At 43.6% G+C, this 24639-nt stretch carries 20 protein-coding genes; 13 read left to right on the top strand and 7 right to left on the bottom strand.

Annotation, left to right across the window (positions count from 1 at the left end; all coding sequences use genetic code 11):
* Nucleotides 1-219: 219 nt before the first annotated feature.
* From mazG to rpoS, 11 genes are all read left to right on the top strand, one after another.
* Nucleotides 220-1020 carry a nucleoside triphosphate pyrophosphohydrolase gene (gene mazG, locus F0227_RS14005; RefSeq protein ID WP_171753842.1) on the top strand — a complete coding sequence of 267 codons (801 nt, stop codon included), beginning with the start codon at nucleotides 220-222 and terminating at the stop codon, nucleotides 1018-1020.
* A gap of 201 nt (nucleotides 1021-1221) precedes the next feature.
* A complete protein-coding gene (locus tag F0227_RS14000; protein ID WP_171753841.1) occupies nucleotides 1222-2862 on the top strand; it encodes a CTP synthase in 1641 nt (546 codons plus the stop codon).
* Between the two features lie 77 nt (nucleotides 2863-2939).
* On the top strand, nucleotides 2940-4238 hold the full coding sequence (eno, locus tag F0227_RS13995) for a phosphopyruvate hydratase (protein ID WP_171753840.1): 1299 nt from the start codon (nucleotides 2940-2942) through the stop codon (nucleotides 4236-4238).
* Between the two features lie 153 nt (nucleotides 4239-4391).
* A complete protein-coding gene (ftsB, locus tag F0227_RS13990; protein WP_171753839.1) occupies nucleotides 4392-4673 on the top strand; it encodes a cell division protein FtsB in 282 nt (93 codons plus the stop codon).
* A 96-nt stretch (nucleotides 4674-4769) separates the two neighbouring features.
* Nucleotides 4770-5486 (top strand): 2-C-methyl-D-erythritol 4-phosphate cytidylyltransferase, encoded by a 717-nt coding sequence (ispD, locus tag F0227_RS13985; protein ID WP_171753838.1) that lies wholly within the window; start codon nucleotides 4770-4772, stop codon nucleotides 5484-5486.
* Nucleotides 5483-5959, top strand: a complete 477-nt coding sequence (gene ispF / locus F0227_RS13980; protein ID WP_171753837.1) for a 2-C-methyl-D-erythritol 2,4-cyclodiphosphate synthase — start codon at nucleotides 5483-5485, stop codon at nucleotides 5957-5959. Before ispD ends, ispF begins: the two co-directional genes overlap by 4 nt.
* 3 nt (nucleotides 5960-5962) lie before the next feature.
* The gene (truD, locus tag F0227_RS13975; RefSeq protein ID WP_171753836.1) at nucleotides 5963-7051 is read left to right on the top strand and encodes a tRNA pseudouridine(13) synthase TruD; all 1089 of its coding nucleotides are present in this window, start codon (nucleotides 5963-5965) and stop codon (nucleotides 7049-7051) included.
* A 14-nt stretch (nucleotides 7052-7065) separates the two neighbouring features.
* Nucleotides 7066-7812: a 5'/3'-nucleotidase SurE gene (gene surE, locus F0227_RS13970; protein ID WP_171753835.1), complete on the top strand. Its 747-nt coding sequence runs from the start codon at nucleotides 7066-7068 to the stop codon at nucleotides 7810-7812.
* Nucleotides 7812-8438 (top strand): protein-L-isoaspartate(D-aspartate) O-methyltransferase, encoded by a 627-nt coding sequence (locus F0227_RS13965; protein WP_171753834.1) that lies wholly within the window; start codon nucleotides 7812-7814, stop codon nucleotides 8436-8438. The genes surE and F0227_RS13965 overlap by 1 nt, the downstream gene beginning before the upstream one ends.
* 7 nt (nucleotides 8439-8445) lie before the next feature.
* Nucleotides 8446-9384 carry a peptidoglycan DD-metalloendopeptidase family protein gene (locus F0227_RS13960; RefSeq protein ID WP_171753833.1) on the top strand — a complete coding sequence of 313 codons (939 nt, stop codon included), beginning with the start codon at nucleotides 8446-8448 and terminating at the stop codon, nucleotides 9382-9384.
* Nucleotides 9385-9450: 66 nt separating this feature from the next.
* Nucleotides 9451-10434, top strand: a complete 984-nt coding sequence (rpoS, locus tag F0227_RS13955; protein ID WP_171753832.1) for an RNA polymerase sigma factor RpoS — start codon at nucleotides 9451-9453, stop codon at nucleotides 10432-10434.
* 86 nt (nucleotides 10435-10520) lie between these two features.
* Here the strand turns inward: rpoS and mutS are convergent, their stop codons facing one another.
* Entirely contained in the window at nucleotides 10521-13082 is a 2562-nt protein-coding gene (gene mutS / locus F0227_RS13950; protein ID WP_171753845.1) for a DNA mismatch repair protein MutS, read from the bottom strand.
* A 94-nt stretch (nucleotides 13083-13176) separates the two neighbouring features.
* Here mutS and pncC point away from each other — a divergent pair, with 94 nt between their 5' ends.
* A complete protein-coding gene (pncC, locus tag F0227_RS13945; RefSeq protein ID WP_171753831.1) occupies nucleotides 13177-13674 on the top strand; it encodes a nicotinamide-nucleotide amidase in 498 nt (165 codons plus the stop codon).
* Nucleotides 13675-13697: 23 nt separating this feature from the next.
* Here the strand turns inward: pncC and F0227_RS13940 are convergent, their stop codons facing one another.
* The 6 genes from F0227_RS13940 to gltB form a co-directional block, all read right to left on the bottom strand.
* Complete coding sequence (locus F0227_RS13940; protein ID WP_171753830.1) at nucleotides 13698-14318, bottom strand: TRIC cation channel family protein; 621 nt, start codon at nucleotides 14316-14318, stop codon at nucleotides 13698-13700.
* 81 nt (nucleotides 14319-14399) lie between these two features.
* On the bottom strand, nucleotides 14400-15221 hold the full coding sequence (btuF, locus tag F0227_RS13935; RefSeq protein WP_171753829.1) for a vitamin B12 ABC transporter substrate-binding protein BtuF: 822 nt from the start codon (nucleotides 15219-15221) through the stop codon (nucleotides 14400-14402).
* 2 nt (nucleotides 15222-15223) lie between these two features.
* A complete protein-coding gene (locus tag F0227_RS13930; RefSeq protein ID WP_171753828.1) occupies nucleotides 15224-16177 on the bottom strand; it encodes a cobalamin biosynthesis family protein in 954 nt (317 codons plus the stop codon).
* Between the two features lie 5 nt (nucleotides 16178-16182).
* A complete protein-coding gene (mtnN, locus tag F0227_RS13925) occupies nucleotides 16183-16878 on the bottom strand; it encodes a 5'-methylthioadenosine/S-adenosylhomocysteine nucleosidase (protein ID WP_171753827.1) in 696 nt (231 codons plus the stop codon).
* A gap of 222 nt (nucleotides 16879-17100) precedes the next feature.
* Nucleotides 17101-18573, bottom strand: coding sequence for a glutamate synthase subunit beta (locus tag F0227_RS13920; RefSeq protein ID WP_171753826.1), 1473 nt, complete (start codon nucleotides 18571-18573; stop codon nucleotides 17101-17103).
* Nucleotides 18573-23114 carry a glutamate synthase large subunit gene (gene gltB, locus F0227_RS13915; RefSeq protein WP_171753825.1) on the bottom strand — a complete coding sequence of 1514 codons (4542 nt, stop codon included), beginning with the start codon at nucleotides 23112-23114 and terminating at the stop codon, nucleotides 18573-18575. Before gltB ends, F0227_RS13920 begins: the two co-directional genes overlap by 1 nt.
* A gap of 515 nt (nucleotides 23115-23629) precedes the next feature.
* On the opposite strand from gltB, the gene F0227_RS13910 reads away from it, so the two are divergent.
* Nucleotides 23630-24562, top strand: coding sequence for a TIGR01212 family radical SAM protein (locus F0227_RS13910; protein WP_171753824.1), 933 nt, complete (start codon nucleotides 23630-23632; stop codon nucleotides 24560-24562).
* Nucleotides 24563-24639: the final 77 nt, after the last annotated feature.

Genomic DNA, 24639 nt, shown 5'->3' with positions numbered 1-24639 from the left:
GGAATGGCATTCCCTTTCAAGATTATCTGACGCAGAAATGGGCGTGTTGATGTGCTCCCAAAGGGCGAGTTTTATTGGCTCCAGCTCTGTGTTACTGATTCTTGTCGTAGAATGACTATGCCTTCAAATCAGTGCCTTGATCAGCAGCCAATAAATTCTCGCTGAACAATCACCTTGAGGTCACTTGAGTATAGTATTTATCAAAAAGAGCTCATCACCATGTCTCATCCTATTAAACAGCTTGAAAAAATAATGTCTCAACTACGTGATCCCGAAATGGGCTGTCCATGGGACAAGAAGCAGACATTTGACACCATAGTGCCCCACACCATAGAAGAGACTTATGAAGTGGTTGACGCTATTCATAACAAAGATTGGCGAAATCTAAAAGAAGAGTTGGGTGACTTACTGTTTCAGGTGATCTTTTATAGCCAGTTAGCTAAAGAAGAGAATTTATTCGATTTTGAACAAGTCGTTGAAACCGTCAACGAAAAACTGACTCGTCGACATCCGCATGTTTTTTCTGATCACTCTTTTGACTCTGAAGATGAGCTAAATGAAAACTGGCAAAAAGAGAAACAAAAGGAAAAGCAACAGATAGGCAAAGTTGAAGAAAGTATTCTAGACTCAATACCAACATCTATTCCTGCACTGTCAAAAGCCAATAAGATACAGAAACGATGTGCTAAACACGGTTTTGATTGGGACTCTATTGAGCCAGTGGCAGGTAAGGTCAATGAAGAGGTTCAAGAGGTTCTGGATGAAGCGTTGCAGCCCGTTCCTAACCCGGAGCTTGTGGAAGAAGAGCTGGGGGATCTGTTGTTTGCGACTGTCAATTTAGTACGGCACTTAGGTCATGACCCTGAGGCCGCACTGCGCAAAGCAAACAATAAGTTTGAGCGACGTTTTAAAGGCGTCGAACGTATTGTTGCTCAACAGGGTAAAGAGCTGGATGATTTTGATTTAGAACAGCTAGATCAGTACTGGCAACAGATAAAGCAGAATGAGAAGAGCGGCTAACTCTGCTTTTGTAGCAGATTAACTGATAAATCTAGTAATAATTGGCACTTAAAGGGGAAGACCAGCACAATTGATTTGAAGCAAAAAATAAAAAATTAAACTGTGATAAGTTTCACGTTGTGGTGGTATGACGCTTCTGGTATATTTACATCCCGTCCAGAAAGTACTCATTTCCCTCATTCAACCAATTTCAGGTTAAACATGACGACAAATTATATTTTTGTTACTGGCGGGGTTGTTTCCTCACTAGGTAAAGGTATTGCAGCAGCCTCATTGGCCGCTATTCTTGAAGCTCGTGGTCTTAAAGTGACTATGATGAAGCTTGACCCTTACATAAACGTTGATCCGGGCACGATGAGCCCTACGCAGCACGGTGAAGTATTTGTTACGGAAGATGGCGCGGAGACTGATCTTGATTTAGGTCACTACGAGCGTTTTATCCGTACCAAGATGACCAAGCGAAACAACTTCACTGCGGGTCGTGTTTATGCCGACGTACTTAGAAAAGAGCGCCGTGGTGACTACCTTGGTGCAACGATTCAAGTTATTCCTCACATTACCAATGCGATTAAAGATCGAGTTTTTGCTGGTGCAGAAGGTCATGAAATTGCCATTGTTGAAGTAGGTGGAACCGTTGGTGATATCGAATCTCTGCCATTTATGGAAGCGATTCGTCAACTTGCTGCCGAAGTTGGCCGTGAGCGCGCTATGTTTATGCACCTTACTCTAGTGCCATACTTAGCTGCTGCTGGTGAAGTGAAAACTAAACCAACGCAACACTCAGTAAAAGAACTGCTTTCTATCGGTATTCAACCTGATATTTTAGTTTGTCGTAGTGATCGTATCATTCCTGCTAATGAACGTAAGAAAATCGCCTTGTTCTGTAATGTGCAAGAGAAAGCGGTTATCTCGATGAAAGATGTTGATTCCATTTATAAAATACCTCAACTGATAAAAGCACAAGGTCTTGATGATCTGGTTTGTGCTCGCTTTGGAATTGAAGCGCCAGAGGCGAATTTATCTGAGTGGGAACAAGTTATCTACGAAGAAGCCAACCCAACTGACGAAGTTGTGATTGGTATGGTTGGTAAATACATTGAACTGCCGGATGCGTATAAATCCGTCAATGAAGCGTTAAAACATGCTGGCCTTAAAAACCGTTTAAGCGTTAAAATCAAATATGTTGATTCGCAAGATGTCGAGTCAAAAGGCGAAGAAGTCCTTCAAGGACTCGATGCTATCTTAGTACCCGGTGGTTTTGGTGACCGTGGTATTGAAGGGAAGATACTCGCTGCCCAGTACGCTCGTGAGAACAATGTCCCTTATTTGGGTATTTGCTTGGGTATGCAAGTTGCTTTGATTGAATATGCACGTAATGTGGTTGGCCTAGAAGGTGCGCATTCAACAGAATTTAACAGTAAGACGAAGTATCCAGTGGTAGGATTGATTACCGAGTGGGTTGACGGCGAAGGTAAAGTCGAAGAGCGCACCGAAAAATCAGACCTTGGTGGAACTATGCGTCTTGGTTCTCAGCTGTGTCACCTTGAGAAAGGAACCAAAGCAAGAGACCTGTATGGCAGTGCGACCATTCATGAGCGTCACCGCCATCGTTATGAAGTAAACAATAATCTTCGCCCTAAATTAGAAGATGCCGGCCTTAAAGTGTCGGGCTTGTCTGCGGACAAGAAGTTAGTGGAAGTGATAGAGAATCCAAATCACCCTTGGTTTGTGGCTGCTCAGTTCCACCCTGAATTTACCTCGACTCCTCGCGATGGGCATCCATTGTTTGCAGGTTTCGTCAAAGCCGCTGGAGAATTTCAGCGTGGTGAATTAGAGAAGTAAAAGAATCTGGGTAGTTGCTCATGCTGTGCGGCTACCCTTTAGTTTTGACATTTAAATTGAAACGAGAGGAAACATTAATGTCTAAGATCGTTAAAGTTCTAGGTCGTGAAATCATCGACTCACGTGGTAACCCAACTGTAGAAGCTGAAGTACACCTAGAAGGCGGTTTCGTAGGTATGGCTGCTGCTCCATCTGGCGCATCTACTGGTTCTCGCGAAGCTCTTGAGCTACGTGATGGTGACAAAGCACGTTTCCTAGGAAAAGGTGTTCTTAAAGCAATTGAAGCTGTAAATGGCCCAATCGCTGAAGCACTAGTTGGTAAGGATGCAAAAGCTCAAGCTGATGTTGACCAAGTGATGATTGACCTAGATGGTACTGAAAACAAATCACAATTTGGTGCAAACGCAATTCTAGCGGTATCTCTAGCAAATGCTAAAGCTGCTGCTGCTGCTAAAGGTATGCCTTTGTTCGAGCACATTGCTGAACTAAACGGTACTCCTGGTCAGTTCTCTATGCCTCTTCCAATGATGAACATCATCAATGGTGGTGAGCACGCTGATAACAACGTTGATATCCAAGAATTTATGATTCAACCTGTTGGCGCGCCAACTCTTAAAGAAGCTCTACGTGTAGGTGCAGAAGTATTCCACAACCTAGCTAAAGTACTTAAGGCTAAAGGCCTAAGCACTGCAGTTGGTGATGAAGGTGGTTTCGCTCCTAACCTAGAATCTAACGCTGCTGCACTAGCTGCAATCAAAGAAGCTGTAGAAGCTGCTGGTTACGAGCTAGGTAAAGACGTTACTCTAGCGATGGACTGTGCTGCATCTGAGTTCTTCGACAAAGAAGCTGGCAACTACAACATGAAAGGCGAAGGTAAAATCTTCACTTCTGAAGAGTTTAACCACTACCTAGCTGACCTAGCTAATCAGTACCCAATCGTATCTATCGAAGACGGTCTTGATGAGTCAGATTGGGATGGCTTTAAGCACCAAACTGAACTACTAGGTGACAAGCTTCAACTAGTAGGTGACGACCTGTTCGTTACAAACACTAAGATCCTTGCGAAAGGTATCGAAATGGGTGTTGCTAACTCTATCCTTATCAAGTTCAACCAAATCGGTTCTCTAACTGAAACTTTAGCTGCAATTAAGATGGCTAAAGATGCAGGTTACACAGCTGTTATCTCTCACCGTTCAGGTGAAACTGAAGATGCAACTATTGCTGATCTTGCTGTTGGTACTGCTGCTGGCCAAATCAAAACAGGTTCTATGAGCCGTTCTGACCGTGTTGCTAAGTACAACCAACTTATCCGTATCGAAGAAGCACTAGGTTCACGTGCACCTTTCAACGGACTAAAAGAAGTAAAAGGTCAATAATTCTTTAGAATTATAACTTTATTACTTGTTTTAAAACGCCTTCATTTTTGAAGGCGTTTTTGTTTCCAGTTGTTACTCTCGCTGTTCTCTCGCACCAAATGCCCTTCTGTGCTATATATAGCGCTTCAGTTTTAAAGATGAGAAACCTGTTCAGTGCGTCTACTCACTCTTGGCTTAACCTGCTTATTATCTGTTCTGATTTACTTCCTTGTTTGGGGGAAGAATGGGCTGATTGAAAACGCCAATGTAAATAGCGAGATTGTTATTCAGCAGTCCGTGAATAAAGAATTACAACGACGTAATGATGAAATGTTTGCTGAGATAGATGATCTTAGGCAAGGGCTTGACGCAATAGAAGAGAGAGCAAGACACGAACTCGGTATGGTGAAAGAGGACGAAACCTTTTACCGTATAGTGGGTGATACTTCCCAGTAGGACGAGTAATCCAAGTAAGTTGAACGACTCCACTAGATTGAACAATAGATAAAGTCATTATCTGAACAGTTAGTTTTACAGAATGGTCTAATTGAAATGGTTACAAATATAGAACAACGACTATACGCCATTGTGCCCGCAGCGGGTATCGGTAGTCGTATGAAGGCAGAAATCCCAAAGCAATACCTACAGTTGCTTGAAAAAACGATTTTAGAACACACTGTCGAGAAACTTCTTGAACATCCCCAAATACAGAATGTTATTGTTGCGGTAAGTCCAAACGATCCCTATTTCCCACAGTTGAAGATTGCGAACCATCCGAAAGTGATTCGAGTCGATGGCGGTGGAGAGCGCGCCGATTCTGTGTTATCTGGTTTAGCTCGATTATTGGAGATAGATCCAGAGAGTTGGGTGTTAGTGCATGATGCAGCAAGGCCTTGTATTTCAATCAGTGACATTGATGCTTTGATCAAACAAGTGAGCAAAAACAAACTGGGCGGTATATTGGCGGCTCCCGTTAGAGATACCATGAAACGGGGGAATGGTGAGGGTGCCATTTCTGTAACTGTCGATCGCCAAGATTTATGGCACGCCTTAACACCACAGATGTTTAATAGCCATCAGTTACATGAGGCATTGATTAAAGCAAAACAGGCTAACGCGACGATAACCGATGAGGCGTCAGCGATGGAGTGGCTTGGAAGACAGCCTCAGTTAGTACCCGGTCGAATGGACAACTTAAAGATAACTCAACCAGAAGATTTAGCCTTGGCTGAATTTTACTTGCGTAAAGAACAAAAGGAACAGAGATGATTCGGATAGGTCACGGATTTGATGTGCATAAATTTGGTGGTGACGGCCCTGTTATTATTGGTGGCGTTGCTATTCCTTACTCACAAGGTTTAATTGCTCACTCAGATGGTGATGTTGCTCTTCATGCTCTGACCGATGCCCTGCTGGGGGCGTTAGCAGAAGGTGATATTGGAACGCATTTCCCTGATAATGATGAGCGTTGGAAAGACGTTGATAGCCGAGAACTACTCAAAGAGGTGTATCGCCTTGCTCAGCAGCGTGGTTACCAGATAGGTAACTTGGATGTCACTATCATTGCTCAAGCACCTAAAATGCTGCCATATATTCAAGCAATGAGAGAAGCCATTGCAGAAGATGTGCAAACATCGATAGATAATGTAAATGTCAAAGCAACGACAACTGAAAAGTTGGGATTCACAGGTCGCAAAGAAGGTATTGCCTGTGAAGCCGTCGTTCTGTTAACTAAGAAGTAACCTATGACCGATATACTTGAAGATCTGGCTTATCTGTATGGAAAGCCAGAGTGTAAAGCAAAATTAAAAGCGGAGCCTGAACACTTCGTTGTAAAAGAAGAATTGGGATACTCATTTACTGGTTCGGGTGAGCACCTGATGGTGAAAATCCGTAAAACCGGTGAAAACACGATGTTTGTGGCCAATGAATTAGCACGATACTGCAATGTTAAATCTAAAAATGTAGGCTGGGCAGGGTTAAAAGATAGGCATGCGGTGACAGAACAGTGGCTAAGTATTCATTTAGCCAAAGCGGAACAAGAGCCTGACTTCTCTGAATTTGAAAAACAGTATCCTTCCATCCAAATACTTGAGTTGAATCGACACAACAAAAAGCTTCGCCCGGGTGATTTAATTGGCAACCGCTTTGAGATTACCTTGTCTGAAGTGTCAGATGTCGAGTCTGTAGAGAAGAGAGTCGAGTCGGTGATCTCCGGTGGTGTACCAAACTATTATGGTGCTCAGCGTTTTGGTCGGGATGGCAACAATGTTCTGGAGGCTAAGCGCTGGGGGCGGGATAACGTACGCACTAGAAACCAAAACAAGCGAAGCATGTATCTTTCCACCGCGCGCTCTTGGATATTCAACCATATTGTCTCTGATAGAATTAATCAGGATTGCTTTTCTACTCTGGTGCCAGGCGATATTGTTATGTTGGCTAACGAGACTAAACTTGAAGAAAGTGTCATGGCAGAGCAAAAAATCAGCAGTGCCATAACGGCAGATGAGTTAGCACAATATCAACAAAAGTTAGAATCTGGCGAAGCCTTTATTACAGCTGCGCTGGCAGGTGATAACGCTTTACCAACTGAACAACAAGCTTTGCAATTGGAACAGAAGATTGTTGACTCAGAACCGGACCTTATGGCTCTAATTAGAGGCAATCGCATGCGTCATGACAGACGAGAGACCTTGTTGAAACCGACGGATTTATCATATTCAGTACAAGATAATAATGTTGTGTTGTGTTTTTCTCTTTCGTCTGGAAGCTTTGCGACATCAATCATAAGAGAATTAGTGCAAGAGATCCCAGTAGAACGTAGTTACGAGTAAAGGCTTAGATAATAATGAAAATTTTGCTTAGCAATGATGATGGAGTGCATGCCGAAGGATTGAACATGCTCGCTAAAGAACTTGCCGATCTTGCGGAAATTATTATCGTCGCTCCAGATCGAAACCGTTCAGGGGCATCAAACTCTCTGACACTGGATACGCCACTAAGGGTGTCTCAGTTCTCAGACAATGTTTATGCAGTACAAGGAACGCCAACCGATTGTGTTCACTTTGCCTTAAACGAGTTACTGAAAGATGATTTACCGGATTTGGTGCTTAGTGGCATCAACCATGGTGCGAACTTAGGTGATGATGTTCTCTATTCCGGAACCGTTGCCGCGGCGATGGAAGGGCATTTCTTACAAGTTCAATCTATTGCGTTTTCTTTGGTAGGTAGTGATAATTTTGCCACTGCGGCTAAAATAGCTCGACAGATTGTTGAGCAGCATCTGCAGTCGCCTATTCCCACTAACCGATTGCTTAATATTAATGTGCCGGATGTTCCTTTTGAACAATTAAAAGGCCAGCAAGTAACAAGATTGGGTGCACGTCACCACGCAGAAAATATGATTAAACAAAAAGATCCTCGTGGGCATGATGTTTATTGGCTTGGCCCTCCAGGTAAAGAGCAGGATGCAGGTGAAGGAACGGACTTTTATGCTATTGAGCATGGTATGGTCTCCATTACACCTATGCAGGTGGACCTTACTGCTCATGAGTCAATCAATAGCGTGCAAGCTTGGATGCAGGGAAAAAGATAATGAGCAGTCCATATGTCGAGCAGCTTATTGAATTTCTAAAAGTAAACGGTGTGAAAGATAACGCCGTTCTTGATGCAATAGCAAGAGTCCCTAGAGAGCAGTTTATATCTGAAGCATTAAGGCATCAGGCTTACGATAATAATGCCTTACCAATCGCTCATGGTCAGACAATTTCTCAACCCTATATTGTTGCGAAGATGACTGAGTTGCTAGAGTTAAACTCTTCAACTCGCGTGTTGGAGGTGGGAACAGGTTCAGGCTACCAAACGGCTGTTTTGGCTCAGTTGGTAGATAAAGTCTACTCAGTAGAGAGAATTAAATCTCTACAATGGGAGGCGAAACGTAGGTTAAAGCAGCTGGATATTTATAATGTAACGACTAAGCATGCTGATGGTTGGCAAGGCTGGGAGAATAAAGGCCCCTTTGATGCTATTGTTGTCACCGCAGCGGCGTCTCAAGTACCGGAAGCACTAACTGCACAGTTAGCAGAAAATGGTCGCTTGGTTATTCCGGTAGGAGAAGATAACCAACAGTTACTTAAAATTGTACGACATGGAGACAGCTTTACGTCCACCATCGTAGAGCCGGTAAGGTTTGTTCCTCTTATTGCAGGTAATTTGGCATAAAATGAAGATGCGATTGAAACTGGTGATACCAAGTCTATTTGCAGCCTTGTTAATAGGCTGCTCTGCGACGTCCCCAGCTCCAGTTTCTAGCATACAGAAAGATTACAACTCTATTCAACGAGGCAGTTATCGAGGCAGTTATTACCAAGTTCAGAAGGGTGATACCCTTTATTTTATAGCCTACATCACAGATAAGAATGTAAACGATATTGTTCGTTACAATAATCTTTCTGCTCCTTACACGATCCACCCTGGTCAAAAGCTTCGTTTATGGCGCCCAGCTTATAAAGCTCCTGCTTATGGAGGTACAGGAGGAAATAACAGTTCTTCTGTTGCTACTTCTACTGTAGCAGCTGGTACGATTAGCACTTCAACAGCGGCTTCCTCTAGTTCAACCGCAGCAAATAGTGCTAATAAAGCAACTCCTAACTTAACAAATTCAAGTTCAAAAAATTCACAAAATGCCAAAAAAACTGTGACAAATAAGCTTGATCCTGCTAAGTCAAAAGAGTATGTTGGAAATCAGAGTAAACAAAATGTTAATAAAAATGCCAATAAGCCTAAAGCGAAAAACGTCAAAATTTCGAAGTGGTCTTGGCCAACAAAAGGGAGGGTAATTAAGAGTTTCTCAACTGGAGACCAAGGAAACAAAGGCATAGACATAGCAGGGCAGCGAGGTCAGTCTATTGTTTCTACGGCAAGTGGTACAGTTGTATATTCCGGTAATGCACTTCGCGGATACGGTAATTTGATAATCGTGAAACATAATGATAACTATTTAAGTGCATATGCCCATAACGACCGTTTGCTAGTACAAGAAGGACAAAGTGTAAAAGCCGGCCAGAAGATCGCCACCATGGGAAGTTCTGGAGCAAATAGAGTGAAATTACATTTTGAAATTCGATATCAAGGTAAATCTGTAAATCCAAAACGGTATTTGCCTTAGCTCTAAGTTTATTTCAGCGACATTAGCGGTAGTAATGTCTTGCTAAACTCGCCAAGGGGAGGCGCTATGAGTATCAGCAATGCAGCAACGAAAGTCGAAGAGTTTGAGATTAATGAAGGTATCAATGCTTCAGCAGCTAATCTTGTTCAAGAAACCCAACCAGCAGAAGAGACCAGTAATAAAGAAGAGTACGAGGTAACAGCGAAGAGCTTGGACGCAACGCAGCTTTATCTCGGAGAAATTGGTTTCTCTCCACTATTAACCGCAGAAGAAGAAGTTCTATACGCTCGCCGAGCATTGCGTGGTGATGACGCCGCTCGAAAAAGAATGATTGAAAGTAACTTACGCTTGGTCGTTAAAATTTCTCGTCGATACAGTAACCGAGGTTTGGCACTTCTTGATCTTATTGAAGAAGGCAACCTAGGGCTCATTCGCGCAGTTGAAAAATTTGATCCAGAAAGAGGGTTCCGTTTTTCTACGTATGCCACATGGTGGATTCGTCAAACTATTGAACGTGCGTTAATGAATCAGACCCGTACTATTCGACTACCTATCCACGTCGTGAAAGAGCTTAATATCTATTTGCGTACCGCTCGTGAACTGTCTCAGAAGCTGGACCATGAACCGACAGCAGAAGAGATTGCAGAGCAGCTTGATAAGCCAGTAAGTGATGTGAGCAAAATGCTTCGCCTTAATGAGCGAGTGAGCTCGGTAGATACACCTATTGGTGGGGATGGAGAAAAGGCACTTTTGGATATTATTCCGGATGTTAACCATTCAGACCCCGAAGTTTCTACTCAAGATGATGATATTAAAAGTTCTTTGATTGACTGGCTCGATGAACTTAATCCAAAACAGAAAGAGGTATTGGCTCGCCGATTTGGTTTACTTGGCTATGAGCCTTCGACATTGGAAGAAGTTGGCCGTGAAATCTGTTTAACTCGTGAACGAGTTCGTCAAATTCAAGTTGAAGGACTGCGTCGCCTACGAGAAATTCTATTGAAACAAGGGCTTAACATGGAGTCACTGTTCGATGTAGAGCAGATGTAGCCGAAAATATCACGTTTAACCTGCTCAGAATGGAGTGAGGTTAGGATAGAAAATAAAAAAGGGATCAATATGATCCCTTTTTCGATCTAGAGCAGCTTTTTCAGTCGGTAGAGCTCATCCAAGGCTTGCCGTGGTGTTAAATCATCTGGATCAATGCTGGAGAGTGCCTGTTCGACTTCGCTAGGTTCAGGAATTAAACTCAGCTGATTGGCGATATCGACATTGTTGTTTGGAGTCGAAGGTTGATTACCCATCTGTTCCAGTTGGTTTAGCTTTCCACGCGCATTTTTGATCACTGTCTTAGGTACACCAGCAAGGCCTGCAACGGCTAAACCATAAGACTTACTGGCTGCACCTTCCTGTACCGCATGCATAAAGGCGATGCTATCACCATGCTCTACCGCATCTAGATGAACGTTAGCGAGCTGTTTTAACTGGTTTGGCAGTTCGGTCAACTCAAAGTAATGAGTGGCAAATAGTGTCATTGCGCCGATTTGGTTGGCTAACCACTCCGCACTGGCCCATGCCAGAGAGAGACCATCATAAGTACTTGTTCCACGACCAATTTCATCCATGAGAACTAAACTGTGTGGTGTTGCGTTGTGCAAAATATTGGCAGTTTCAGTCATTTCAACCATAAATGTTGAACGACCAGAGGCGAGATCATCTGAGGCACCAATTCGGGTAAATATTCGGTCTATGATTCCTATAGTAGCGTTTTCTGCTGGGACATAAGAACCAATATGAGCAAGTAAGACAATCAGAGCAGTCTGTCTCATATAGGTGGATTTACCGCCCATATTTGGCCCTGTAATAATAAGCATCTTTCGATCTGGACTTAACTTTATCGGGTTGGCGATGAAAGGGGTGTCCATAACTTGTTCCACCACAGGGTGACGACCATTTTGTATATGAATGCCGATATCATCAGTCAGATAGGGACGAGCATAATTCAGCGTTTCAGCCCGTTCCGCTAACCCTTGTAAAACGTCTAGCTGAGAGATTGCGGACGCTAAGTTTTGTAATCGCTCTAAGTTAGGCATTAATAAGTCAAACAGCTCTTCCCATAAACGCTTTTCGATAGCTAAGGCTTTTGATTTGGAACTTAATACCTTGTCTTCATGCTCTTTTAACTCAGGAATGATGTAGCGTTCAGCATTCTTAAGTGTCTGTCGACGAACATAGTGCGGAGGAACTAAATGACTCTGGCCTCGGCTTACTTGAATATAAAAACCATGAACATTATTGTAGCCAACTTTTAGGGTATCTATTCCATGGCGATCTCGTTCATCCGCTTCTAATTTCTCTAAATACTCTGTTGCTCCGTCTGCAAGGTCACGCCATTCATCCAGTTCAGCGCTGTAACCTGTGGCAATGACACCGCCATCGCGAATAATAACTGGGGGATTCTCTTTTATCGCTTGTTGCAATAGTTGACAGATATCGTCCATAGGTGCGGAAAACTGACGCAACTTACCAAGGTAAGAATCACTGATTTCCTGCATTGTGTCTGCTAAATCAGGCAGTTGTTGCATGGCGTGACGCAAGCGAGAGAGATCTCTCGGACGTGCCGTTCTTAAAGCTAAGCGCGCTAAGATACGCTCAATGTCCCCAATCTGTTTTAAGATTGGCTGAAGGTCAGTATACAAACCTTGTTCTTTTAGTTCGGTAATAGCGTCGAGTCGCTGATTTAGGGTTTCCCTGCATCGCATAGGCTGGTGTAACCAGCGCTTTAGCATGCGGCTTCCCATGGCCGTGGCGCTATGGTCAAGTACATCCGCCAGTGTATTATCACTACCGCCGGATAAATTTTGTGTAATCTCTAAATTTCGACGAGTGGCGGCATCGAGAATGACGGAATGATCTTGAGAATCATAAGTGAGAGAGCGTATATGTGGTAATGCTGTACGTTGCGTATCTTTGACGTACTGAATAAGACATCCTGCCGCGCATAGTCCAAGCTCGGCGTTTTCTACACCAAAACCAATAAGATCACGGGTCGCGAACTGCTGGTTTAATTGCTGTTTTGCTGTCTCTAGTTCAAATTCCCAAACAGGACGACGACGGTTACCATTTCGGTTTGCCATGACTTCTACTGGTTCAAAATCTTCGGGGAATAGAAGTTCTGTGGGAGAGGTACGTTGCAGCTCTGCCAACATGGCCTCTTGGCTATTTGGTTCACATAACTGAAAGCGACCAGAAGTAATATCTAGCGTGGCATAGCCAAATTTACCATTTTGATGATATATAGCGGCGATTAAGTTATCTACACGCTCTGAAAGTAATGCTTCATCGGTGACGGTGCCGGGGGTAACAATTCTAACCACTCTGCGTTCTACAGGCCCTTTGCTTGTCGCAGGATCACCTACTTGCTCACAGATAGCGACTGACTCTCCCATCTGAACCAATTTTGCTAGATAGCCTTCAACGGCATGGTATGGAACACCTGCCATTGGAATGGGCTCTCCAGCAGAAGAGCCTCGCTTGGTTAGCGAAATATCAAGAAGTTGTGAAGCCTTCTTTGCATCATCATAAAAAAGTTCATAAAAATCCCCCATTCTATAAAACAGCAAGATATCAGGGTTTTCCGCCTTTAATTTTAAATACTGCTGCATCATAGGCGTGTGTGTAGGAGTCGCTTTTGCCATGTTGACCTTATTTACCACTTTAACTTCTTATTCCAGCGGCTTAGGATACGTGAATAGAATTGACAGGCAAGATGAAATCGAGGGTTTTTCGATCATGGAAACATTAACTCAATTAAGTGAAACGTTAGGGAAGCAGTTAAAAAGTAAAGGTTGGCTAGTGACAACTGCGGAATCTTGTACTGGTGGTGGAATATCGGCGGCGATTACCGATATTTCCGGTAGCTCTGCTTGGTTCGACCGTGCGTTTATTACCTATAGCAATGAGTCTAAACAACAGATGTTATTCGTCGATGAAGAGGCGATTAACCGCCATGGTGCTGTCAGCAGACAAGTTGTGGAACAGATGGCTGCTGGTGCTGTTGAGCATTCACTAGCAGATGTGGCGATATCTGTTAGTGGCATTGCCGGTCCCGGTGGCGGTAGTGATGATAAACCTGTAGGAACGGTCTGGTTCGGTTGGCAGTTGGCTGATGGAGAGCAGGTCCAGCGAGTGCAATATTTTTCTGGAAACAGAGCTGAAGTTAGGGAACAGGCCTGTTACTACGCTATTAAGACGCTTCTACAACTTATCGAAAACGGAACACGCCAATAATAGCGTTGCCATTCATATGAGAGCTATCGTAATAGGGCAAATGTTGGTAATGATAAATGCCATTTAATAGCTGCTAAACGAATTGAAAGTGTAGAGATTGCACCCAATAAAAAGGCGGCCGAATTATCCAGCCCAAAATGCAGTGCGGTAACATGGAAGAAGCCACCAATGATGCAAGCCGTGGCGTAGACTTCACTTCTTAATACCATGGGGATCTCTCTTGCTAAAACGTCGCGGATAATTCCGCCACCGCAACCAGTAGATACACCCATTATTATTGCAATAAGATAAGAGGTTTGCAGGCTAAGGGCTTTTTCTACACCAATACCTACGAAAGCGGCTAAACCAATAGCATCACAGACAGGGAGTACATACCAAGGTAATCGCTTTGGTCTACGTACAATCGCCATGGTTAATAAACAGGTAAAAATAATGACCCAAATATAAGCGTTATCGGTGATCCAAAACACAGGCGTCGCACCTAGTAGTACATCGCGAATAGAGCCTCCGCCAATGGCGGTTACACTTGCCAGTACTACAACACCAAAGGGGTCCATTTTTAAACGTCCTGCCAATAACACACCGGATATTGCGAAAACGGCCGTACCAAATAGATCGATAAAATAGAGTAGTGTTGAGTCCATGGAGATGATTACTAGTAGATGGATAAAAAGACGAGAGCAGATTTTACGCTATTTTATTAAGAAAATAATGTCATAATTTGCTTAATTGCTTTTTTTCTCTCTTACATAGCTAAAACGATTACACACTTCCTCAATGGCATGTAATGAGCGTGGTGTAGGACGGTTTAACCAATCCGCATTTAGAGACCAGATGTAGTTATGTTCAACCGCTGGAATTTGTGCTCGCCATTTGTGCCACATCTCGGGGTTTTGTTTGGTATGGGCCGAAGTGAAAATAACGTCGGGCTTTCTGACTAAAACTTGCTCTAAACCAACTTGAGGATACGGGCTTGAAGCTTGTTGGAAAACATTGCGACCACCGCATAGCTGAAACACTTCGCTAGGCCAATGGTTTTGAGCAATAGTGTAAATTGGCTTGCTGCTTAATTGATAAAAGTAGTTGATAGGAGGCAAATCTTTATACTTATCTTGCAGTTTTTTTAATGACTGTCGAAAATTGTCTGCGTTACGTTGACCTTGCTCAGGATTGTCAGCGTAAAGACTTAACTCTTCAATTCTTAAGGCGATATCGGCTAACTTATTGGTATCGGAATAGTAAATTGAAAAGCCCAAACTCTGTAATTTATCTAGAGCTTTAATTGCACCGCCAGAGCGCCAAGCTACGATTAAATCAGGTTGTAATGCGATAATCCGTTCTATGTTGATGCTGTTAAAGCTTGCTACTCTTTCTAATTTTTTTGCCTCCTCTGGATAGTCGCTAAAATCACTCGCTGCAATGATCTTGTTTTCTAATCCCGCCGCATAAATGAGCTCTGTGGAAGAGGGCGCGAGAGAAATGATTCGTTCAATTGCGTGGACAGAGTAGGACGAGATAAGTAACAGATAAAGGAGTAGATATTTCAAGTTTAAAACCCTTGGTATACCGCAAACATAATAGCACTTTGTATTAGAATCCAAGCAAACAGTCGCCACACGAGCAGCTTTTGTAGCTGCGCTAAATGAATGGCTGAAGGGGCGACTCGTCCTCCTATTTTTGGACGAATGGATTTTTTACCCTGATAAATAGCAGGGCCCCCCAATGACAGCTCCAGTTTAGTGCCAACGGATGCGAGCAGCCAGCCAGCTCCGGGAGTGGGCCAAGTTTTTCCTTGTAATAGCATCTGCTTACTTGTTTGAATGCCATTTTTCCCAACGGCGATGAAAAAAGAGAACAGTCGTAAAGGAAGAAAATCCAATATTGCGAGAAGCCTTACCGCTGGTAAGCCGAAAGGAAGAAAGTTCCCGTTACTGGGAGACCAAGCTCTAGCCAGTTCTTGAATTAGCCGATACATGATGGCGCCAATTCCACCAGCCAAGCCATACCAAAATAGCACTGAAACCACGTTTCGACCGTATCCTAGTATGATTGTTTCGGCGCCTGCTTTGCCTAACCCTAGTGGTGATAATGAGTTGGTTTCTCTATTTAAAATAGGTTTAAGTAAACTTCTGGCTAGTTTCTTATCTTCTTTAATTAACGCGTTTGATAACTCTCCTGCCAGTTTCTCGCTGTTTCTCCAGTCAATGGCCAACAACAGCAGTGCCAATTCAAATAGTTGCTGTTGCCAAACGAGAGGTTGTAGTGCAACGAATACAGCCAAGGCAGGGAGCACCATTAATGCCCACGCCAAGCTACCGGAGATAATACTTTGCGAGTAGCTAGTCTGAGTATTAACTTTATCTGCAAGGATTCGGGCAAAAGCCCGCCACAGGGTAGCGGGATGGGCTGAAACGGGAATGGGCAAAATTAGATGAAACAGCAATGCACCCCACAGTACCAGCAGGGCGCCATTGCTATAAAAATGCTCAAATGCAGCTTGCATATAAGCTACTTAAGCAGCTCGATCATATTAGTCACCATCTCAGATGAACTTTTTGCTGCGAGTGGTAAAAACTCATCAAATGTCATTGGCGATTCTTTATCCGCAACATCTGATATTGCACGAACAACAACGAACGGCTTACCAAACTGGTGACATGTTTGAGCAATCGCTGCAGCTTCCATCTCTACCGCAATAACTGAAGGGAAATGCTTCATAATGAACTGGTTGTGAGCTTCGGAGTTTACAAAGGTATCGCCTGTGCAAATGAGGCCACGTACGGCATGTGTATCCTTCATTTTTGCTAACGCATCTTCTGCCACTTGGATTAAGTTTTTATCGGCAATAAAGGCGGCAGGTTGACTCGCCATTTGCCCCATTTCATAGCCAAATGCGGTGACGTCTGCATCGTGGTAACGCACTTCGGTAGAGATCACCACATCACCTAAATTTAAGCTGGAGTCGAATCCACCGGCAGAACCAGTATTGATGATCATATCTGGATTAAATTGGTCAATTAGAATGGTTGTACCAACGGCGGCAGCCACTTTGCCGATGCCGGATTGAAGCATGACGACTTCTACGCCATTAAGTTGACCGGAAAAGAAAGAGCATCCGCCTTTTTCGGTAACTTCACAGTTGGAGATAGCACTCTTTAATATGGTCACTTCTTGTTCCATTGCACCAATAATGCCGATTTTCATAAATAGTCTCTTTAAGTTTAATGTGACGTAATTGGCTTAAATTGTAGCATAGAGTTGTTTTAGAGGAATCGGTAAATTGTTCGAGATATCAGTTCTCTACTTGCTTATAGCAATCTAGTTATCATATGAGGCTCATTGAGATATAAAAAAAGCCAGCAAATATGCTGGCTAAAATAAAGTTTGGAAGGAAACTTTAAAAAGTTAAGCTAGGGTCAACAGACCCTAGGCATTGGAAAGCATAAGCGAATCAGCTTTAGCTTCTAAGTTACTGTTACCCATTAGGTAAGCGTCAATTGCACGGGCAGACTCTCGGCCTTCATTGATACAGCGAACCACCAAAGATTGCCCTGTACGCATATCACCCGCCGCGAATATGCCTTTTTGGTTAGTGGCAAAGTCGTTGGTTGCTACATTACCGCGCTCATCGAGCTTAATGTCTAATTGAGCTAAGATGCCATTAGGTTCAGGATGTAAGAAGCCCATCGCTAAGAATGCCAAATCACATGGGATAACACGCTCGCTGCCTTCAACTTCTTTGAACTCTGGTCGTTCACCCGGTTTAGCATCTTGCCAAACAATGTCCGCTAAACGCAGTCCGGTAACATTACCTTGCTCATCTCCGATAAACTCTTTGGTCAGAATATTCCAGTGACGCTCACACCCTTCTTCATGGGAAGTGGATGTACGCAGTATCATAGGATATTGAGGCCAAGGCATATTTGCTGGACGTTTTTCTGGTGGCATCGGCATGATCTCTACCTGAGTAATGCTCGCGGCACCATGACGGTTAGACGTTCCTACACAGTCAGAGCCAGTATCACCACCACCGATAACAACCACATGTTTACCTTTTGCATGAATCTCTTCGGTTTTAAGATCCATATCGTTGGCACGTCGGTTGTTTTGACCAAGAAATTCCATGGCAAAATGTACCCCTTTGAACTCTCGGCCTGTGATAGGGAGATCTCTTGGTACGGTAGAACCACCAGTAAGTAGTACGACATCAAACTCCTGACGAAGTTGTAATGCGTTGATATCAACACCGATATGAGCGTTGGTTTCAAAGACGATACCCGCTTCCTTCATCAAATTGACTTTGCGGTCAATAATATCCATACCCAACTTAAAGTCAGGGATACCAAAGCGTAATAGACCACCGACTTTTTCATCACGTTCATAGACAGTGACACAGTGACCAGCGCTATTTAATTGTTCAGCAGCAGCCAGCCCTGATGGGCCTGAACCGATAATAGCGATGGTTTTGCCAGTACGAATGCGCGGTTTCTTCGGTTTGGCGTAACCTTCTCTATATGCGGTTTCAACAATGGTTTTTTCAATGTTGCAGATAGTAATCGGATCTTGGTTGATACCAAGTACACATGATGACTCACATGGAGCAGGGCATACTCGCCCAGTAAACTCAGGAAAGTTATTTGTACTGCTTAAAATATTCCACGCTTCCTGCCAGCTGTCGCGATAAACAGCATCATTAAATTCAGGAATGATATTGCCAATAGGGCAGCCGTTATGACAAAACGGTACGCCACAATCCATACAACGTGAAGCTTGCTGATTGATCTTTTCACCAAACTCTTTGTTGAGGACAAACTCTTTGTTGTCCTGAATACGAACACTTGGATCTACCTTTTTAGGTAGTTCACGACCATGCTCCATAAATCCAGTAGGCTTACCCATTATACTGCCTCCAACTCTTCCGTGTGTTCTGCTTGCGCTTTACGCTTATTTAGCACCGCTTTATAGTCTCGTGGCATTACTTTCACTAACTGCGCTAGGTTGGCGTCAAAGTCAGCTAGGAATGCTTTTGCTACTGTACTTCCGGTGAACTCAATATGCTTAGTTAGCATCTGTTGAATAAGCGCTTTGTCTTCGCTTTCTATTGGGTCTAGGTCAACCAGTTCAGGGTTTAACTTAGTTTCAAAGTCCCCTTCCTTGTCCCATACATACGCAGTACCACCACTCATACCAGCGGCGAAGTTACGTCCTGTAGAGCCAAGAATGACGGCGATGCCTCCGGTCATATATTCACAACCGTGGTCTCCAACACCTTCAACAACCACTTTTGCTCCCGAGTTACGAACACAGAAACGTTCACCAGCAAGACCTCGAATATAAGACTCACCAGATGTTGCACCATAGAAACAGACATTACCTACAACAATATTGTTTTCCGCAACGATGGATGATGCTGTATTCGGATAGAGAACCAGGGTTCCTCCGGACAAGCCTTTACCCCAATAATCGTTGGCGTTACCTTCTACTTCAAACTTCACACCCTTAGCAAGGAATGCACCGAATGATTGACCTGCAGAACCGGTGAACTTGACATTCATTGGGCTAGGTAGCCCTTTGTCTTTAAATACTTTTGATATTTCATTAGACAACATTGTGCCTGTTGAACGATCGGTATTGATGATAGGCAGTTCCGCTGTTACTGGCTCAGCTTGTTCGATAGCAGGTCTTGCTATTTCGATCAGCTTTCTATCCAGTACTGCTTCAAGTAAGTGATTCTGTTTAATTTGGCTAAATACGCCGTCAGATTCACGAGCTGGCTCAATATGAAGCACTGGAGATAGGTCAAGGTTCTTATATTTCCAGTGTTTAATATCATCACGAACTTTCAGTTTTTGAGACTGACCAACCATCTCTTCAATGGTACGGAAACCGAGCTCTGCCATGATTTCACGCAGGCCTTCTGCCATATACTGGAAGAAAGTCACCACGTCTTCTACGCGACCATCAAAGCGTTCACGTAGAGATTTGTTTTGTGTTGCGATACCCACAGGGCAGGTGTTTTTATGACACTTACGCATCATGATACAACCTTCAACAACCAATGCTGCGGTAGCAACTCCCCACTCTTCCGCGCCAAGTAGCGTTGCTACAGCAAGGTCGCGAGGTGTTTTCATCTGTCCATCAGACTGAACTACAATACGGTTACGTAAGCCATTTTTAAGCAGTGTTTGGTGTGTCTCTGCTAAACCTAGTTCCCATGGTAGACCCGTGTGACGAATGGATGAAATTGGTGATGCACCTGTACCTCCGTCGAAACCTGCAATAAGCACTACGTCGGCCTTTGCTTTGGCTACACCGGATGCAATCGTACCTACGCCTGCTTCTGAAACCAGCTTAACGTTTACACGACCGGTACGGTTGGCATTTTTTAAATCGTAGATTAGCTGAGCTAAATCTTCGATTGAATATATGTCATGGTGTGGAGGTGGCGAGATCAACCCGACGCCCGGAGTAGAGTGACGTGTGGCACCAATCCAGTCATCAACTTTGTCTCCTGGAAGCTGTCCACCTTCACCCGGTTTCGCTCCCTGAGCCATCTTGATCTGTACTTCATCGGAATTGGTTAGGTAGTAGGAAGTCACCCCAAAACGCCCCGATGCAACCTGCTTAATTGCTGAACGTTCCCAGTCACCATTGGCTTTTTTCTCAAAGCGACTAGGATCTTCACCCCCTTCACCCGAGTTTGATTTTGCACCAATACGGTTCATTGCTACCGCTAGCGTTGAGTGCGCTTCATAAGAGATAGAACCAAAGCTCATTGCGCCAGTTGCAAAGCGTTTCAGGATGCTTTCAATAGGCTCAACTTCTGACAAAGGTACTGCGCCTGCAGGATTCTTGATGAAAGCCAGTTGGCTACGCAGCGTTGCAGCATCATCCCCTTGCGCATCAACAGTACTTGCGTACTCTTTGAATTGAGCAAAATCTTTATTTCGTGTCGATTGTTGCAACAACGAAATGGTTTCAGGGTTGAACAGGTGTTTTTCACCACGCTGTTTCCACTGGTAAACACCACCAACATCCAACATTTGAATTGGAATCTCACGAGTCGGGTAACCAAGACGGTGACGAACCAAGACTTCTTTGGCTATATCATCAATCGTTAGGCCCTGAATACGTGTTACGGTGCCTGTAAAGTATTTGTCTACTACAGATTTGCTAATACCTAGTGCTTCAAAAATTTGCGCACCATGGTAGGACTGCAGTGTTGAGATACCCATTTTAGAGAAAATCTTCAGTAGACCGCCATTGACACCATTACGATAGTTATTAAATAGCGTTTCAGATGGTATTTCAGGATCCAGTTTTCTCTTCTTCTGAAGATCAACGATGGTTTCCATAACTAAGTATGGGTTAACCGCATTGGCCCCATATCCTACTAAAGTGGCGAAATGATGGGTTTCGCGTGCGTCACCTGTTTCGATAACGATGTCACATTTAGCACGTAAGCCTTTACGAATTAAATGGTGGTGAACCGCACCTACTGCCAGCATTGCTGGTATTGCTGCGTGGTTTGAGTTTACCGCACGGTCAGTCAGTAGAATAATTGAGTAACCATCTACCACGGCATCTTCTGCGTATTGGCAAATACGCTTAAGAGCACGCTCTAATTTGCCATCCTCTTCACTGGCTCGGAATACGATATCCAATGTTTTTGCTTGTAGATGCTCATTATCGATAGCACGAAGTTTTTCTAGCTCAGAGTTAGATAAAACAGGTGACTCTAGCTCTACTTTTTGACAGTGCTCTGGTGATTCAGCCAGTAAGTTTTGATCCTTACCTAGGTAGGTATTTAACGACATCACCATGCGTTCACGAATAGGATCGATGGGTGGGTTAGTTACCTGAGCAAAAAGCTGTTTAAAGTAGTTAGATAAATGTTGTGACTGATGTGACAGAACCGCGAGTGGCCAGTCAGCACCCATTGCACCTAATGGTTCTTTGGCATCTTTTGCCATAGGCACAATGATTTCATTGACTTCTTCACTAGTAATACCAAACGCTTGCTGGTTATGAAGAAGACGTTCCGCAGACGGTTGGTGGTGCATATTGTCTGCTTCTGGTAGTTTGTTTAGGCTTAGTAGGTTCTCTTTTACCCACTGCTTATAAGGTTGAGCATTAGCTATGCTGTCTTTCACTTCTTCATCAGAAATGATGCGACCTTCTTCGAGATCCGCAACGAAAATACGTCCCGGTTGAAGACGACCATGAAGCTCAACGTTTTCAGGCGCTATTTCAACAACACCTGACTCAGAAGCCATAACGAGGAAATCGTCTTTGGTTACGGTATAGCGAGATGGACGAAGACCGTTTCGGTCTAGGGTTGCCCCTACTTGAACACCGTCGGTAAAGCAGACTGATGCAGGGCCATCCCATGGTTCCATAACGTTAGCGTGATACTGATAGAAGGCTCTTCTATCTGGATCCATGTTTTTGTTCTCTTGCCACGCTTCAGGGATCATCATCATAAGAGCGTGTGGCAGAGTACGGCCAGAAAGAACAAGAAGCTCTAACGCCATATCAAAGTTGGATGAATCCGAGCTGCCTTCCTGACAAATAGGAAGCAACATGTCGATTTCTGCTTGGGTAAACAGATCGGAATCAAGAATGGCTTCACGAGCCTTCATCCAGTTTAAGTTACCTCGAACGGTATTGATTTCACCGTTGTGCGCAATATAACGGAATGGTTGTGCTAAACGCCATTTCGGGAATGTATTGGTAGAGAAGCGTGAGTGAACCAGTGCTAGAGCCGTTACCATGGATGGATTTTGCAAATCCAAGAAATATTGAGGTACTTGCTCGGTCGTTAGCTGACCTTTGTATACCAGCGTTTTATAAGACATTGAGTTGATGTAAAAATCATCACCAATATTGGAGACGCTTTCTAAACAAACGCGAACGGTATAATTACGCAGTACATACAGTTTTCGTTCTAGCTCATCAGGTGTTGTACCTGGGCCACCTGAAACAAACACATGTTCAAATTGAGGTTCAGTGCTGAGAGGGTCATCGCCTATCATGCTGTTGTCAGTTGGTAGAACGCGATAGCCTATGATTTCAAGGTCTAAACGGCGAGCATTACGCTCTAAGATATCACGACACTGTTGACGTTTATGTTCATTTTTAGGGAAAAGAACAACACCAACGCCATACTTTTCAAATGAAGGTATTTTGATACCAAGTTTCACCGTCTCTTCTAACAGAAACTCATGAGGTTTTTGCAATAAAATACCAGCGCCGTCACCGCTGCATGGATCACAGCCTTGACCGCCACGGTGTTCCATTCGGGCTAGCATATCCAGCGCTTGAGTCACAACATCGTGAGACTTACGGTTTTTTAGGTGAGCAACAAAACCGATACCACAAGCGTCATGCTCCAACTCCGGAGTATAAAGACCTTGTGTCTTCTGCTCTCTATCTACCATAGATACATCCTTCCAATTAAATTTCAGGCGCAATATGCCCTAGGCACTTGTTTCCTGTCTTTTTTATAGTTGTTAATCCATCACTCATCATGTGTGATGAGTTTGATTCCCTTCCGTTCTTCACAGGAAATTTTTATGTGAAGAAAACAAATCCTTAGTGAAATCCGTTGTTTTTCTACCACAATCTAGTGGTTTGTGTAGGTGGGGGCGGATTGTCACAAATTATTCCACATTTTTATCCTATCCATTATTGCGGATATAAAATGCGGACGTTCAGGTATCGTACAATTTTGTGTAGCTTAATTCCAATAAAAAGTTTAAGGGAGTTACATTTTTTTATTAAGGTTATGAATAACAACTAAATATAAATGCAGTTATTGGTCTATTAGAAGCCTTTTTACTACATTTTTATTGATTTTTAATAGTGTTGATATGGCACTATCCCCGTATAATCGGCCGACATTATGTTTCATAGATGTAATTAATTTTCATTCGCACATTGGTACTAGTTTTATATGCAGTTACACGAGTTGGTCAATACGTTGGGACAGGATTTACAGCGTCGTTATGGTGAAAAAGTCCATAAGCTAACCTTGCACGGCGGTTTTAGTTGCCCGAATAGAGACGGAACGATTGGGCGAGGTGGATGTACATTTTGCAACGTTGCTTCATTTTCAGATGAGCAGACGCAAAAGCAGAGTATTGTTAAACAGCTAACAGATAGAGCAGGAGAAATTCACAGAGCAAAACGATACCTAGCTTATTTCCAAGCTTACACCAGTACTTATGCTGAAGTGCAAACATTAAAAAGCATGTACGAAGAAGCACTTAAATCGGCTGATATGGTGGGGTTATGTGTTGGTACGCGTCCTGATTGTGTCCCTCAAGCTGTATTAGACCTATTGTCGGATTATGTTCAACAAGGGTATGAGATCTGGTTAGAGCTGGGTTTGCAAACTGCCAACAATGAGACCTTAAAGAGAATTAATCGTGGACATGACTTCGAGTGCTACGCTGAGATAACGAAAAAGGCCAGAGCGTTAGGAATAAAGGTGTGTACGCATTTAATTGTCGGGCTGCCTAAAGAGCAACGTTCTGATTACCTTGAGACGATGAACAAGGTTCTGGAAGTGGGCACGGATGGGATTAAGCTCCATGCGTTACATATAGTAGAAGGAAGCACAATGGCCAAAGCTTGGCGGGCGGGTAAATTGGATGCTCCGGAGCTGGATGATTATGTCAGCGTCGCCAGTGAGCTAATTCGTATGACCCCTGCCAACGTGATCTACCACCGAGTGTCTGCTGCTGCTCGTAGGCCGACTTTATTATCGCCCCTCTGGTGTGAAAATCGTTGGCTGGCAATGACTGAGATAGGCAGAGCATTAGATAAAGAGGGAGCGCAAGGCTCCTTAATTGGTGATCCTTTTATTTATACTAAACCCAGCTAACGTCTAACTGCTTAATTAACAACAAGGTAATGGTGTTTGAGTAAGCTGGCGATTTGAACGTATTGTCACGCTATAGT

Origin of the sequence: Vibrio sp. 99-8-1 (assembly GCF_013114595.1) — a bacterium.
In the GTDB taxonomy this organism is placed as follows: domain Bacteria; phylum Pseudomonadota; class Gammaproteobacteria; order Enterobacterales; family Vibrionaceae; genus Vibrio.
The sequence above is the reverse complement of the archived record's forward strand: the minus strand, read 5'-3'. Positions and strand labels throughout refer to the sequence as shown.